General features: G+C 36.0%; 13 protein-coding genes. 10 read left to right on the top strand and 3 right to left on the bottom strand.

Annotated features, from left to right (window positions below; all coding sequences use genetic code 11):
- The first annotated feature begins 59 nt into the window (after positions 1-59).
- The 5 genes from MSG95_RS07235 (at position 60) to MSG95_RS07255 (ending at position 4,292) form a co-directional block, all read left to right on the top strand.
- A complete protein-coding gene (locus MSG95_RS07235) occupies positions 60-287 on the top strand; it encodes a tautomerase family protein (RefSeq protein ID WP_077163375.1) in 228 nt (75 codons plus the stop codon).
- Positions 288-571: 284 nt separating this feature from the next.
- Positions 572-1,075 (top strand): low molecular weight protein-tyrosine-phosphatase, encoded by a 504-nt coding sequence (locus MSG95_RS07240; RefSeq protein ID WP_004701092.1) that lies wholly within the window; start codon positions 572-574, stop codon positions 1,073-1,075.
- 19 nt (positions 1,076-1,094) lie between these two features.
- Positions 1,095-2,129, top strand: coding sequence for a UDP-N-acetylmuramate dehydrogenase (murB, locus tag MSG95_RS07245; RefSeq protein ID WP_077163374.1), 1,035 nt, complete (start codon positions 1,095-1,097; stop codon positions 2,127-2,129).
- Between the two features lie 4 nt (positions 2,130-2,133).
- Complete coding sequence (locus tag MSG95_RS07250; protein ID WP_077166163.1) at positions 2,134-3,264, top strand: YdcF family protein; 1,131 nt, start codon at positions 2,134-2,136, stop codon at positions 3,262-3,264.
- The gene (locus MSG95_RS07255) at positions 3,264-4,292 is read left to right on the top strand and encodes an alpha/beta hydrolase (protein WP_004701095.1); all 1,029 of its coding nucleotides are present in this window, start codon (positions 3,264-3,266) and stop codon (positions 4,290-4,292) included. The genes MSG95_RS07250 and MSG95_RS07255 overlap by 1 nt, the downstream gene beginning before the upstream one ends.
- A 59-nt stretch (positions 4,293-4,351) precedes the next feature.
- Here the strand turns inward: MSG95_RS07255 and MSG95_RS07260 are convergent, their stop codons facing one another.
- From MSG95_RS07260 to MSG95_RS07270, 3 genes are all read right to left on the bottom strand, one after another.
- Positions 4,352-4,855, bottom strand: coding sequence for a hypothetical protein (locus tag MSG95_RS07260; protein WP_308964945.1), 504 nt, complete (start codon positions 4,853-4,855; stop codon positions 4,352-4,354).
- A 61-nt stretch (positions 4,856-4,916) separates the two neighbouring features.
- Positions 4,917-5,972: a linear amide C-N hydrolase gene (locus MSG95_RS07265; protein WP_324645002.1), complete on the bottom strand. Its 1,056-nt coding sequence runs from the start codon at positions 5,970-5,972 to the stop codon at positions 4,917-4,919.
- A gap of 209 nt (positions 5,973-6,181) precedes the next feature.
- Positions 6,182-7,855, bottom strand: a complete 1,674-nt coding sequence (locus MSG95_RS07270) for an FMN-binding glutamate synthase family protein (RefSeq protein ID WP_077166294.1) — start codon at positions 7,853-7,855, stop codon at positions 6,182-6,184.
- 541 nt (positions 7,856-8,396) lie between these two features.
- On the opposite strand from MSG95_RS07270, the gene MSG95_RS07275 reads away from it, so the two are divergent.
- From MSG95_RS07275 to MSG95_RS07295, 5 genes are all read left to right on the top strand, one after another.
- Entirely contained in the window at positions 8,397-8,828 is a 432-nt protein-coding gene (locus MSG95_RS07275; protein WP_077166295.1) for a hypothetical protein, read from the top strand.
- Positions 8,829-9,357: 529 nt separating this feature from the next.
- Positions 9,358-9,888, top strand: a complete 531-nt coding sequence (locus MSG95_RS07280; protein ID WP_019458698.1) for a spore coat U domain-containing protein — start codon at positions 9,358-9,360, stop codon at positions 9,886-9,888.
- Between the two features lie 102 nt (positions 9,889-9,990).
- Positions 9,991-10,686 (top strand): molecular chaperone, encoded by a 696-nt coding sequence (locus tag MSG95_RS07285; protein ID WP_324645010.1) that lies wholly within the window; start codon positions 9,991-9,993, stop codon positions 10,684-10,686.
- Between the two features lie 40 nt (positions 10,687-10,726).
- Positions 10,727-13,135 carry a fimbria/pilus outer membrane usher protein gene (locus MSG95_RS07290; RefSeq protein WP_324624641.1) on the top strand — a complete coding sequence of 803 codons (2,409 nt, stop codon included), beginning with the start codon at positions 10,727-10,729 and terminating at the stop codon, positions 13,133-13,135.
- Positions 13,126-14,157: a spore coat U domain-containing protein gene (locus MSG95_RS07295; RefSeq protein ID WP_151819621.1), complete on the top strand. Its 1,032-nt coding sequence runs from the start codon at positions 13,126-13,128 to the stop codon at positions 14,155-14,157. The genes MSG95_RS07290 and MSG95_RS07295 overlap by 10 nt, the downstream gene beginning before the upstream one ends.
- Positions 14,158-14,219 lie beyond the last annotated feature (62 nt).

Below are 14,219 nucleotides of genomic sequence, written 5' to 3' on the forward strand. Positions count from 1 at the left end.
GGGAGGCTCCAATTAGGATGAGTCTTTAATTTAGACCTAGAGTTAATTCAGGTAGCATTATGCCATTTATAAATATACAAACTATAGAAGGTTTACTCGATAAAGACAGTAAGGCCGAACTTTTTAAACGCATAACAGACTTATTTGTAGAAATAGAAGGTAAAGGTAATCCTGCTTTTCGGGAACATGTCTGGATTCGTATTGATGAATATCCACCTGAGCAGTGGCAATTAGGTAGCTTAAGGCCAACGAAGGAAATGATCGAGTTAATGAGTTCAGAAAAATGATTTATCTAAAGCCCTATGAGTAGGGCTTTTATAATTGAATATGATTGCTATCTCTAATTAAATTCAAAATAAAAGTTTAGCGAGTTTATCGCCTGATTTATCAACTTTTAATGTATTGATAAACATTATTTTCCTTTTCAACCCAACTGAGTTTTGACAAAATGCAACAGGCAATTAGGGTCAAGAAAGACTTGGCCAGATTTGTAGCTTGTGGGAATTTTGAAATAACTTTGCAAGCAATCTATTTATTTTTATGTAATTCAAATGTTTGGAACTAATTTCTAATGGAAACACAATATAAGGTTTTATGTGTCTGTTTAGGAAATATTTGCCGCTCACCCACCGCTGAAGTGGTTTTCAGACATTATTGTGATAAGCATCAACTCAATGTAATCGTCGATTCGGCTGGAACGAGTAATTATCATCCAAATAAAGCACCTGATCAGCGTAGCCAAATGCATGCTAAAAAAAGAGGCTATGATTTGTCGTCTTTACGTGCTAGACAACTTTCAACTCGAGATTTTTTAGATTTTGATTTGATTTTGGCAATGGATCATCAAAATTTTGAAGATATTCATGATTTGCTACAAAACGCTATATTTCAATTTGGCAGTCATCAAATTCGAGCAAAAATTGCATTAATGAGTGAGCATGATCCGCAATATCCAAAACAAGCTTTGCCTGATCCTTATTATGGTGGTGAGGAAGGCTTTGAGCGTGTACTTGACCAATGTGAATCAAGTACTTTAGCGTGGGTTAATATCTTAAAAAAACAGTTGAATGTTTAGGAATAGGTTTTTCAATACAATGCAAATTCAAAATCAAGTACAGCTTAAGCCATTCAACACTTTAAGTTTAGATGTGACAGCATCTCATTACACTAAAATCACCTCTATCGAAGATATTAAAGCTGCTTTGGATTTTGCTAAACAGCATGAGTTAAACGTACTTGTTTTGTCTGGCGGTAGTAATATGTTGTTGCCGCAGCAGATTAATGCGCTAGTTATACATCTTGATATTCAAGGTATAGAAGTTTTATCTGAAAATCAGGATTTTGTTCAAGTTAAAGTAGGTGCAGGGCAGGTTTGGCACGATTTTGTTTTATATAGTACTAAGCAGAACTGGTATGGCCTGCAAAATTTAGCACTTATTCCAGGATTGGTTGGTGCTTCACCAGTACAAAACATTGGTGCTTATGGCGTTGAAGTTGGTGAGTTCATTGAGTCAGTGCAAGTCTATGACCGACAGTTTAAAGAGATCAAATCAATTTTAGCAGCAGACTGTCATTTTTCTTATAGACATAGCATTTTTAAAGATGATCCGACACGCTACATCATTACGCATGTCACCTTTAAATTACCTAAGCAGCCTCATTTAAAGTTAAATTATGGTGATTTAAAGCAGGCAGTTGGAGACAATCTAACTGCTGAAAATTTACAAAATCAGGTTATTAACATTCGACAAAGTAAACTTCCTGATCCTAAAGAATATCCAAATGTAGGAAGTTTCTTTAAAAACCCAATAGTAAATGAGCAAGAATTTGAACGTTTAATCACACAATTTTCAACAATTCCACATTATCCTCAAGCTAACGGTAACGTTAAAATTGCAGCTGGTTGGTTAATTGATCAAGCAGGTTGGAAAGGTAAGCAGTTGGGTGTGGTGGGTATGTTTCACAAACAAGCATTGGTTTTGGTGAATTATGCCAATGCATCTCTTGCTGATGTGAAGAAAACTTATCAGGCTGTACAGCATGATGTTGATCAGCATTTCCATGTTATGTTAGAACCAGAACCTGTGCTTTATAACAGTTTAGGTTTAATTGAAAATCATACGGAATAGTTTTATGCCAAAAGTACATTTAATGGTACGTTTTGTACAAGTAGTCACTGTGCTATTTGTACTATTAGGCTGTTTCGTAGTTTTTTTATATTCACCATTTTATTCAAAACTTATTGTAGCTGGGCTTAACTATTTTGTGCCTGTGGATGTGAATGAAGTGGCTGCGGAAAGCCAGAGAAAAGCTGCCTTAAGTGAACATGATAACTTAGAGCCAGGTTCAAATTTATGGATTGCTCGTCAAGCTTATTTAAAGTTGACCGAAGATGCTTTACGTGAGAAAAAAGCAGCAGATTTGGGCTACATCCAAGAAAACTATAAAGCTTTGCAGCAAATTATTCTTTTAGAAGAAAAAGAACAAGAAATGGAAGAAGAGCAAGAAACTTCAGCTGTAAGTGTTCCTTTGGTTGCTAAAAACTCAGAAATAGATGCAGCTGATGAAACAAGTGGTCCTATTGATGAAGCACTTTTTATTAACAGCTCAGAAAATAAAGCGCTTACAGAACAATACACAGAGTTTTTGGCAAGAAAACCTGTAGTACCCGAGCATCAAAAAGCGGTAAGCGAGCCTGAGCAGAAAGTTGAAGATGTCAGTAAAAATCCACTTCAACCTCAACCAAAAAAACTGTCAGAACCTTATGCAATTGTGGTGTTAGGTGGTGGTTTAACTTTAGATAAAAATGGCAAAGACATTGTAGTTAATAGTTATACACGTTTAAGACTGGAAAAAACGTTAGAAGTTGAGCAACAAAATGACCTACCGATTGTGTTGAGTGGTGTTGAGGCACCTTATATGCAGGCATGGCTAAAAAAGCGTGGGGTCGATGCAAAGTTATTAGAACAAAAAAGTATGAATACTTGTGAAAATACTCGTTTTAGTTCGTTACTGCTTCAAAAGAAAGGTGGTGCTCCTACGGTAATGTTAGTCACAGATGAATATCATATGCCGCGTACACGTCGCTTATTTGCTTTGAATGGTATTGAAACGATTCCTGTTATTGCTCCAATGCCAACAGCACTTACACGTTGGCAACCGAGTGTACAAAACTACGATCATAGTCGTCGTGCAAATTATGAATTACTTGCGACAATTCGTGACATGCTATTTGGTTCAAGTGATTGTCGAGAGGTGCCTTAATGTCTGAGATCCCATTTCTCAATCCTGCCGTATTAAAACAACTAGATTTACCGGTGCCTAACCGTGATCTCACTCCGCAAGTTTTAAGCCCTCTTAATTTAAATACATTAGAAGAACCTTCTCGTGAACTTTTAGCATATCGCAAATTATACGGTTTACATTTACTCGACTGTGATCACTGGCAAGGCTATGTCCAAATGCCTTTATTCCGTCTACATGTTCAAGTTTTTAAGCCTAAATTAGACAAAGTACAAGGAACTGTCTGTTTATTACATGGTTATCTTGAACATAGTGGAATATATCAGCCGATTATTCGTGAAATACTTGAACAGGGTTTTAGTGTAATTACCTATGACTTACCTGGTCATGGTTTAAGTAATGGTTCACCAGCAAGTATTCAAAATTTTGATCATTACCAACAGGTTCTGATGGCTGTTTATCGATATGTTAAACATGCAGATCAGTTACCTAAGCCTTGGGTCGGGATAGGTCAAAGTACGGGTGGTGCAATTTGGATGCATCATTTGCTTGAGTATGCAGAAAAACGCCAAGATCCAATTGTTGATAGAGTTTTATTACTTTCACCTTTAATTCGTCCAGCTAAAACAGCATGGTGGCATAATCCAGTGGGACTTGGCATTATTCGCCGCATTAAACGCCAAGTACCAAGACACTTTAGACGTAATAATCATAATCCTGAATTCTTACGTTTTATTCGTTTAAAAGATCCATTGCAGCCACGCATGATGGGTATGGACTGGATTTTGGCAATGTCGAAATGGATGCAGGAAATGGAAGAACGACCTGCTTGTCGTATTCCTGTCTGGTTGGCGCAAGGTGCATTAGATCAAACAGTAGATTGGCGTTATAACATTGAGTTTATTCGCCGTAAGTTTAGGCTTCAAACCTTATTAATGCTTGAAGAGGGGTCTCATCAATTAATTAATGAGCGTGCAGATATACGTGCAGCTTTAACAGGTTTGATTCCAGCCTTTTTGCATGCAAAGCCAAAGCATTTTTATTATTAAAAAAGTAATGCACTCAATCTAGTCAATAGATTGAGTGCATTAGTAGTCAAATCAGATGATTATTTTAAACTCTGATAAAGCTCAACGAAGTTTTTATAGACCGAAGATTGTTTCTGTGGAGAATACATATTGCGCTCAATAATACCTTTGTCAGTTTTAACTAGAACATTAATGTTTTGAGCATTTTTAAATTCCTGTAAGAATTGACTTGGAATAATAAAGTATGTCGTCGAGTGCTTAGGAACAAGTCGACTAACATTCGTTTTCTCAGTAGCTTGAGCTGGTTTATAATTAAACTGCTTTCCATCGATATCAAATACTAACGAATTAATATCATAGAAGTTGTAACTACTACTTAAATGAACATCTACACGAACTTGATTTTTCTGTTTTTCATTCCATTTAACCAGTAAGCTTGGACAAAGTTCTGTAGGTAAGCAATTAAGCTGACCAGCTGTTTTTAGCTCAGATGTTGCTGTCGTGGTATTAGACTTATACGAGGTTGTGCTACAAGCTGCTGTAAGTAAACAAGTACCTAATAAAAATAGGGCTTTTTTCATAATGTAATTCCAAGAAAGCACGTTTAATATTATTTATCTTAAAGATGATAAATTTTACCCCTCATTAAAGAGTTTTTGGACTTAAAAAAGCAAATGGTTTCGTAACTTTAAATTCAGATGTCGCGTCACCTGCATATATATGGCTCTGCTCAGGTCCAAGATCAAGTCTTCGCGTTTTACCGTCTTTAAAATTTATTTTCTTTAAGTCAACCCAAAATAAATTTGGTGATAAGGCTGACTCAAAAAAATAAAGCATCTGTTTATGGTCTGCAACAGTTCTCCAGCGAGTCGATGAAATATTAGGCTCTTCTTGTGTGTTTAAACCGTATGGAACCGATGCATTACGAATTACGCTAAATACAGAAGCCTGCGCTTGTTTCATATCATCATTTTTAGGAATTGCATTGATATAGAATGAAGCGCGAGCAAAACGGTCAGAAGCTCGGTTTGTACCAGGAAGCATAACGGTACCACCAATTTGTTTCCAATATTCTGCCAATGCCAATTGTTTATCAAAAGTAGGTGAGTTAGTCATGATTTGATAACTTCGGCTGTGGTGAATAACTTGCTTACCACCAATGTATTCAATAATTGCGCTATCACCCGTTTTATCTGAAATAGATAAATGTAGTGTCGTTAATCTCGTTTCACCTGGAACGCTATCAGTTACAATTGTATAAGGTTCTTTCTCAAGCGCTTTCACAGCCTCATCTACGGTTGCGAAATTATCAAGAACATATTGTGCCCAAGCGGCAATACTTAACAGTGGTTTATTTGATTTTTTTACGTCAGGATATTGAGATTCAACTAGCCATAAGACATTTGCAACTAAACCAGCCTCATTCATTCCATCAGTTGTAGAGACTTCGTAACCGGTTGCAATAACGCTGCCATATTTAGAAGTCCATTTTATTGATTTAGATCCTGCACTTCCATCGCGGGCAACACCACTTGGCAAAATCCATAAATTCGTACCCGTATCAACCTTCCAGTCCATCGAGCGGGCAGTAATAACATGTTGATTATTGCCTAAATAAACTGCACGTGTACAAGCAACTGCATAGCTACTTAACCCTACAGCCAATGCGACAAAAGATGAAATGAATGTTTTCTTTAACATGAGAATACACCTTCTTGTTATAACAATTTGAGGATATTTATTTAATAAAATTAAAGCATGTATATTATTTATACTTTAATAGTAGGTGAAAAATACATTAAATACAAACTAAAATAAGAAACTAATTTAAGTAGAAATCACATATAAGTTTAAAATAGAAAAGAGCATCACACTTAACTATGATGCTCAAATTATCAAGTTAATATAAGTTAAAAATGATTGGCATCAGCCATATTCCACATTCGGTAATAAAAATTATCACCATCATTATTAAGTTCAGATTGTAAAAGCTCTCCATCTTTTAAGAAAAAGTGCAATTGAGCATAATTCTTAATTTCACGGTCATTTACACGTTGCGCCAAATGATGGGCTTTAATATCCGAAGGATGGCGTAAGCCAGCAGCAGCAATCATTTCAGATAAAGCATGTAATGTATTTTTATGAAAATTAAATACACGTTCTGCTTTAGTTGGCACATGTAAGGCTTTTTGGCGATCTTTATCTTGGGTTGCTACGCCTACAGGGCACTGATTCGTATGGCAACTTTGAGCTTGAATACATCCAACTGCGAACATGAATCCTCTTGCTGAATTGACCCAATCTGCACCTAGTGCAAATGTGCTAGCAATATCAAATGCACTAATAATTTTACCACTTGCACCAATTTTAACTTGGTCTCTTAACCCAGCACCTACAAGTGTATTATGTACAAAACGTAAGCCTTCACGTAACGGTGTTCCAATATAATCACTAAACTCAATTGGCGCTGCGCCAGTTCCACCTTCAGAGCCATCTACTACAATAAAATCAGGAAAAATTTTCGTTTCAAGCATTGCTTTTACAATGCTCATAAATTGCCAAGGTTGCCCAATACACAGTTTAAAACCAACAGGTTTTCCGCCAGATAAAGTGCGTAACTTTTGCAAAAAGTGCATCATTTCAATTGGTGTGGAGAAGCTAGAATGTTTTGCTGGTGAAATACAGTCATGATCACGAGAAACACCACGAATTTCGGCAATTTCAGCAGTAATTTTATGCTTAGGTAAAATGCCGCCATGACCTGGTTTAGCACCCTGTGAAAGTTTTAACTCAATCATCTTGATTTGTGGTAATTGAGATTGTTTAGCAAATTTTTGCTCGTCGAACTTTCCATCTAAAGTACGGCAACCAAAATAGCCACTGGCAATTTGCCAAACAATATCACCACCATTTTCTAAATGATAAGGACTGAGGCTACCTTCACCTGTATCGTGATAAAACCCGCCTAATTGTGCTCCTTTGTTTAATGCGCGTATTGCATTTGCACTTAAACTACCGAAACTCATGGCAGAAATATTCATAATAGAAGCGCTATAAGGTTGAAGGCATTGGCTATTACCAATTTGAATCCGAAAGCTCTTTGGGTCTGCCGGTGGACATGGGCTAATTGAATGAACAATAAATCGGTAATCTTCTTGATATACGTTAATAATTGAACCAAAAGGTTTGTCTGCATTTTCATTTTTAGCACGTTGATAAACTAAACTTCTTTGCATGCGCGAGAAGGGTAGTGCATCTTGATCGGCTTCAATGAAATATTGGCGAATTTCAGGACGTATGTCTTCAAATAGAAAACGAAAATGGCCCATGATCGGGTAATTTCTTAAGATAGAGTGCCTATTCTGTAATACATCATATAAGCCTACTAGACTTAATATACCTGTAAGCACCCATAATCCATTGAGTAAAGTATCAGAAATAAAATAATAGATACTATGTGGTGTATATACAGTTCTGAACCAAGTGATACTAAGTGCAGTAAAAATACATAAGAACCAGATAGAATGGCGTGAAAAAAATGTATTGAGAAATTTATGTCGAATAATTTGTGCTGGACTCGCCATATGTGAACAAATTCCTAATGTTTTACTGGTAGATACCTTGCCAAGAAGCAACTTAAACTACAAGTATGGAATTGTTAGTTTCAATGAGGTGGAGGTCAAAAGTAGTCGATGATGCTTAAGATTAAAAAGTTTAGTATTCTTATATGCCCAGAGCACTATTTACTCATTTTTTAAAATTTGGATATTTTAGATATTATTAAGTTTTAGATTAGGAATAACTCTAATAATATTTATATATTATACTTTTAAGATGAGCGTTTATTGATTTTAAATATGTGAATAATTACAGAAATAATTTTTTTTAAACCGAGCTTTAATATTATAAAAAATTATTTTTTTATGTTTATTGCTGTTTTCTTAAATATTTAGCTAGGCTCTTAGAGCCTTGTTTGCTTGTAATTTGATCGTAAGTGTAAATTTTGACTTGTTGATCTGATATTTTTTAGATTTGTTTTTTGGTAATATTTGTAGATTGATATAGTATTTTAGACCGATCTTATTACAACTATATAGCACTCTAAAAATTAAGTAGGGAATTGGAATGAGCTGGAAGTTATTAACAATTTCTGTTTTTTTTACTGATGTACTTTTATTAGTTTTAATGTTTTATCTAGGCTATGATTTTGAAACTTTTAAGAAAGTTGCTTTAGTTGAATCTTGTCTAGTTGCAGTTGCTATCATTTTTGATGCTATGGAACAAAAAAAGAAACCTATTTTTCCAGGAAGTATTGTCTATCCCTTATTAGGTATTTTATTTATTTTAGGCTTCACACCTATTCTTGATTTTTTTGCTGTAAGACCTAAAGGATTTCATACTTGGGACATAAAAAATATTTTGATCATTGATGCATATAGTGAAAATTATCCATTTAATAAGTTGGCTTGGTACGGAAACGCTTATGTTCAGCTTAGCTTTGCGATGGTAGGTGGGGTGTTGGGGTTCATTTTTCATTTGGTATTTAGGAATACTTAAGCAAGTATGTCTTTCTTTATCAATAATTTTATCTTGTTCTAAAGTTAAGGAAATCAATCAAAGCATATTCTAAATTCTTAGAATTCTTATTCATTAAATTTTAATTTCTTATTCATTTAAAATATATAGAATTAAAAAAATGCCTATTTTTTAATCTTTTAATCTAATATTAGTTCTGAAAATAATGAAATATAAAAAATGATGGTAAAATTTAACTAATGAATTTTTTGTGATTTTTTAATAAAACTAATAAAAAATTGAATAAAATTACCGGAAATTTCTTTAAAAAGTGGTACATACCATATAAATACTTATAATTGAGAAATCCATCGAAATTTGACTTGTTAATAGATATTTAAAATGAAATGAATAGCTATATTTTTGTTGTTTTTTTGTATGATGCGCGCACAGTAGAGTAAAAAAAAAGACGCTTTGAAAAAACAGTCAAAAAAGCTAGTGATTGGATTGGGGAAGGCTAGTTTTTACATCTATTAATTCTTATTGGCGTAATGTAAAAAGGTTTTCAATCATGAAAAAATCTCTCATCGGTTTATCTGCAATTGCTATGGGTTTAATGTCTATCACCGCTGCAAATGCTGCAACGGCTACTGGTACATTAACTGTTAAAGCCACGATTACGAATAGCTGTGTACTTAATACTTCAGCTACAGGCACAACTGCAAATGCAATCTTAGACTTCGGTACTTTGAGTTCTCTTGCGAGCAATGTAGATGCAGACACGACTACTACAGGTGGTACTGCAATTAAAGTCCTTTGTAACAACACTGTGCCATGGACTTTGGCGTTTGACGCAGGTAAAAATGCTCAGACTACTCAACGCCGAATGATTGGTGGAGCAACAAGTAACGAATATATCCCTTATAACCTTTTCTCTGATACTAACCGTGCAACAGCAATTGGTATTGCAACAACAGCTTATAGCGGTACAGGCACTGGTGCAGTACAAACAGTGAACGTATATGGCCGTATCCCTGCTGGCTCAACTTTACCTAGTGCGGGTAGCTATGTTGACACAGTAACTGTGACTGTGACTTATTAATTTTTTAAATAAGTTCTGTTCATTGTTGTCGCTAGCTCTTTTGTAAGAGCTAGCTCTAGCTTAATTTGAGAAAAGTAATTCTGGGCAAGTTATGAAAAAAATATCTTTGTTGCTACAAGTTTATTGTTATTTTTGCCTAGTGTGTTAAATGCTGCCTCAATACGTCTTTCTCCTGTGAATGTTGAAATATTGAGTGATCAATCTGCGTCCTCAATTAGTTTATATAACCAGTCGAACGAAAGTGCTGACTTACAAATACGTATATTTGAATGGACTCAGAATGCTGGACAAGATCAATTAATTCCAACAGATGATATTGCAATTAGTCCACCTTTCTTAAAATTAAAACCGAATGATTCTTATAATTTACGTGTAGTCCGCATTAAGCCAGAACCAATTTCTGGTGAAAAAACTTATCGTATTATTCTTGATGAATTACCAAAACCTATCGATAGTCGTAAAGCATCTCAAGGTGTAAATGTATTACTTCGCTCATCATTACCTGTATTTGTAGTGAATAAAGATGCGATGACTAAACTGAGTTGGTCAATACAGCAAGACCAAAGCAGTGCTTATCTTACTATTAGTAATGTTGGCAATCGCCACGCGCTTTTAAATAATTTAACACTTGTGGATACTACTTCTAATAAAAGTTACCCGATTAAAGTAAATACCGTAAATGGTTATATTCTTTCTGGAAAGTCAAGAAACTTTAATATTAGCCCTGATTTTAAATTCCAAGCTGATCATAAATATAATATTTCATTGAATATTAACGGTAAGCCAGCATCTCTTTAAAGAGGCACATATGAAATATCTCGTAAGTGCTTTGTGTGTTATGTACTTGCCGATTCATGCTTTTGCTGAATCATTACAAGACAACACTAATGCCGCTTTGCCTAATATTCCGGAAGTTTCAAACGCCGCTTTTCAGACCTCTGGTTCTGATAAAGGCTATATACAACTATTTTTAAATATTTCTATCAATTCTAATACTTCTACCGACTTAATATCGGTACATCAAGATCAAGATAGAAAATTATATATACGCGTCCATGACTTAAAAGCCTTAAGACTGAAAATGGATGAGCATATCCCTGACAGCCAATGGGTATGTATTAATGAACTGAAAGGAATCCAGTTTAAGTATCTGGAAAATGAGCAGTCTCTAAACTTACAAGTTCCTGCGAGCATGTTGAGTGATTATTCTGTTGACTTAACTGGTCAACCGACTACAAACACCAACTTACTAAAAATGAAACCTTTAAATGCTGCAATTCTGAATTACAGCATGTATCACACTATTACCAATGATGAGAGTATTTTCTCAGGTTCGGCAGAAGGGATTTTTAACAGCGCGCTTGGTAATTTTTCATCCGGTATTTTATATAACGGTAGTAATGAAAACAGTTATAGCCATGAGAAGTGGGTACGTCTGGAAAGTAAATGGCAATATGTAGATCCTGAAAAAGTTAGGATATATACCCTAGGTGACTTTATTTCCAATAGTTCTGACTGGAGCAGTAGTGTGCGTCTTGCCGGTTTGCAGTGGTCGAGTGCCTATACTCAGCGTGGTGATATTGTTACTTCTGCGCTGCCACAGTTTTCCGGTTCAGCGGCGCTACCTTCTACACTGGACTTATACGTTAACCAGCAAAAGATTTATTCAGGTCTCGTGCCTTCAGGTCCATTTGATGTTAAGCAGCTCCCGTTTATTTCAGGAAATGAAGTCACACTGGTAACAACTGATGCAACAGGTCAGCAAACCATTACTAAAAAACCTTATTACTTTTCATCGAAGATTCTGGCAAAAGGTATCAATGAGTTTTCAGTCGATGTTGGGGTTCCGCGCTACAACTACGGACTGTACTCAAATGATTATGATGATGCCACCTTTGCCTCTGGTGCAATTCGTTATGGTTATAGCAACTCACTGACTTTAAGTGGTGGTGCAGAAGCTTCCACAGATGGTCTTTCCAACGTGGGAACAGGCTTTGCCAAGAACCTGTTTGGTGTCGGGGTGATTAATGCAGATATTGCAGCAAGTCAGTATAAAGATGAAAATGGCTATTCGGCTTTGGTTGGCTTAGAAGGGCGAATTAGCAAGAATATTTCATTTAACACCAGCTACCGTAAAGTATTTGATAACTACTTTGACTTGGCACGGGTGTCTCAAATTCGATATTTAAAAGAAAATCAGATTAATGCTGAATCACAAAACTATTTAAACTACAGCGCGCTGGCAGACGAGATTTTTAGGGCAGGGATTAACTATAACTTTTATACGGGTTATGGTTTTTATGTCGGCTATAACCAGATCAAATACAGTGATCACTCGTATAAGTTACTGTCTGCCAACTTAAGCGGAAGTTTAAACAAGAACTGGGGTTTTTATAGTTCTGCATATAAGGATTATGAGAACCATAAGGACTATGGCATTTACTTTGCGCTGCGCTATACGCCATCTACCAGAGTCAATGCAATTACAAGTGTATCTAATGATAGTGGTAAGACAACCTACAGACAAGAAATCAATGGATTTACCGATCCGCAAATTGGTTCATTTGGATGGGGCGGTTATGTTGAACGAGATCAAGATGCACATACTAACAATGCATCGGTCTATGGCTCTTACCGAGCACGAGCTGCGTACCTGACAGGTCGCTATAACCGAATTGGAGATAATGACCAAGTTGCACTTTCAGCGACAGGATCTTTAGTTGCAGCAGCAGGCCGTATATTTGCGGCCAATGAAATTGGAGATGGTTATGCTGTTGTCACCAATGCTGGACCGCAAAGCCAAATTTTAAATGGTGGAGTAAATTTAGGAGAGACAGATAAGTCAGGAAGATTCTTAATTGCGAATTTAAGACCGTATCAATCTCATCATATCTATCTAGACCCATCTTATTTACCACTGGAATGGGATGTGACAACGACCAATCGAACAGCACTTGTGGGCTATCGCCAAGGAACTTTAGTTGACTTTGGTGCTCATCGAGTTGTTTCAGGATTAGTCAAAGTTGTAGATAAAAATAACTCGCCATTGTTACCGGGTTATAGCGTCCGAATTAATGGACAGCAAGATGCGGTAGTGGGCTATGATGGTGAGGTCTTCGTTCCAAACCTATTAAAGCAAAATAAACTTGAAATAGACCTTCTTGATCATGGTTCATGTCAAGTTAATTTCACTTACGAAAGTCAGCAATACAGTGCTAAAAAATTGGGGCCTTATGTATGTCAATAAGTATTGTAAGTCATAGTTCCTACACGCTAGCCAAAAAGTTTTCATCTACTTTAAAGTATGTTTTAGCTAGTTTATTGTTATTGGTGCTTTATGCTTTTTTTAGTTCAGCACATGCTACCTGTACAGTAACTGGTGGAAACACAACTGGTTCTTATAATTATACAGCAGCAAATATTAATAGTGATGCTACCATTACTTATACTGGGAATATCCGCTGTACGAGTGGTGGAAGTAATGCTCAAATATCAAAATATATGTGCATGAAGACAGTATTTACTGGAGCAACTACTTCAAATAGTAATGTTTCATTACCTTATACGGTTATTGCAACTGTAGGTGGAGCAGGTTTTTCTACTACAAATCAAACTTCAAACTTTTGGTATGGTCCTGTTACTACAGTGGCACCAAATAATATTATTAGTTACTCAGTAAGTATTAAAGTTCCAGCAAGATCGGGTTCTTTAACAGCCTATCCGGTAGGGACTTATATTGGTTCCGTTCAAGTATTTTGGGACATGCAAGCAAATTCGAGCAGTGTATGTGAGGGTGATAGTGGCGGTGGCTGGGACTCGGGTAATATGACGATTACAGCTAACTATGTAGTACCAAGTTTCTGTCAGTTAGATTCCACATCAAATGTCGATTTTGGCAATATTAGTGATATTGGTACAACAAGTCGTGACTACACGGCTCAAGGTGCGATTAATGCAACTTGCAACAATGGAACACCTTATAGCATTTATTTGGGTGACGGCAATAACCGTATAAGCGGTGGATTTAGACGTATGACCAATGGAAGTAGTCAATACATTCCTTATCAGTTATACAAAGATTCTGCTTATGGCACAGTGTGGGATGCTACAGGTGGTACAACAACGGTGGGTGGTTCAGGTGGAGTGTCAAAGACAGGATCTGGCACTAGCCAAATTTCAAATGTATATGGAAAAATTCCGCAAGGAACCGCTATTTCAAGTACGCCCGGTAACTACTCAGATAGCATAGTTGTTACAGTGACTTACTAATATGCTGCCAACTCACTATTCACTTAAAGTAAGCAGATAGTGAGTTGGTAAGTGTATGTTTG

This window comes from Acinetobacter sp. IK23 (assembly GCF_035615275.1).
GTDB lineage: Bacteria > Pseudomonadota > Gammaproteobacteria > Pseudomonadales > Moraxellaceae > Acinetobacter > Acinetobacter seifertii.

Bases quoted from the DNA above. Each gene is read 5' to 3' on its own strand.
- MSG95_RS07235 (WP_077163375.1), top strand. From the start codon at position 60: ATGCCATTTATAAATATACAAACTATAGAAGGTTTACTCGATAAAGAC.
- MSG95_RS07240 (WP_004701092.1), top strand. From the start codon at position 572: ATGGAAACACAATATAAGGTTTTATGTGTCTGTTTAGGAAATATTTGC.
- murB (WP_077163374.1), top strand. From the start codon at position 1,095: ATGCAAATTCAAAATCAAGTACAGCTTAAGCCATTCAACACTTTAAGT.
- MSG95_RS07250 (WP_077166163.1), top strand. From the start codon at position 2,134: ATGCCAAAAGTACATTTAATGGTACGTTTTGTACAAGTAGTCACTGTG.
- MSG95_RS07255 (WP_004701095.1), top strand. From the start codon at position 3,264: ATGTCTGAGATCCCATTTCTCAATCCTGCCGTATTAAAACAACTAGAT.
- MSG95_RS07265 (WP_324645002.1), bottom strand. From the start codon at position 5,972: ATGTTAAAGAAAACATTCATTTCATCTTTTGTCGCATTGGCTGTAGGG.
- MSG95_RS07270 (WP_077166294.1), bottom strand. From the start codon at position 7,855: ATGGCGAGTCCAGCACAAATTATTCGACATAAATTTCTCAATACATTT.
- MSG95_RS07275 (WP_077166295.1), top strand. From the start codon at position 8,397: ATGAGCTGGAAGTTATTAACAATTTCTGTTTTTTTTACTGATGTACTT.
- MSG95_RS07280 (WP_019458698.1), top strand. From the start codon at position 9,358: ATGAAAAAATCTCTCATCGGTTTATCTGCAATTGCTATGGGTTTAATG.
- MSG95_RS07290 (WP_324624641.1), top strand. From the start codon at position 10,727: ATGTACTTGCCGATTCATGCTTTTGCTGAATCATTACAAGACAACACT.
- MSG95_RS07295 (WP_151819621.1), top strand. From the start codon at position 13,126: ATGTCAATAAGTATTGTAAGTCATAGTTCCTACACGCTAGCCAAAAAG.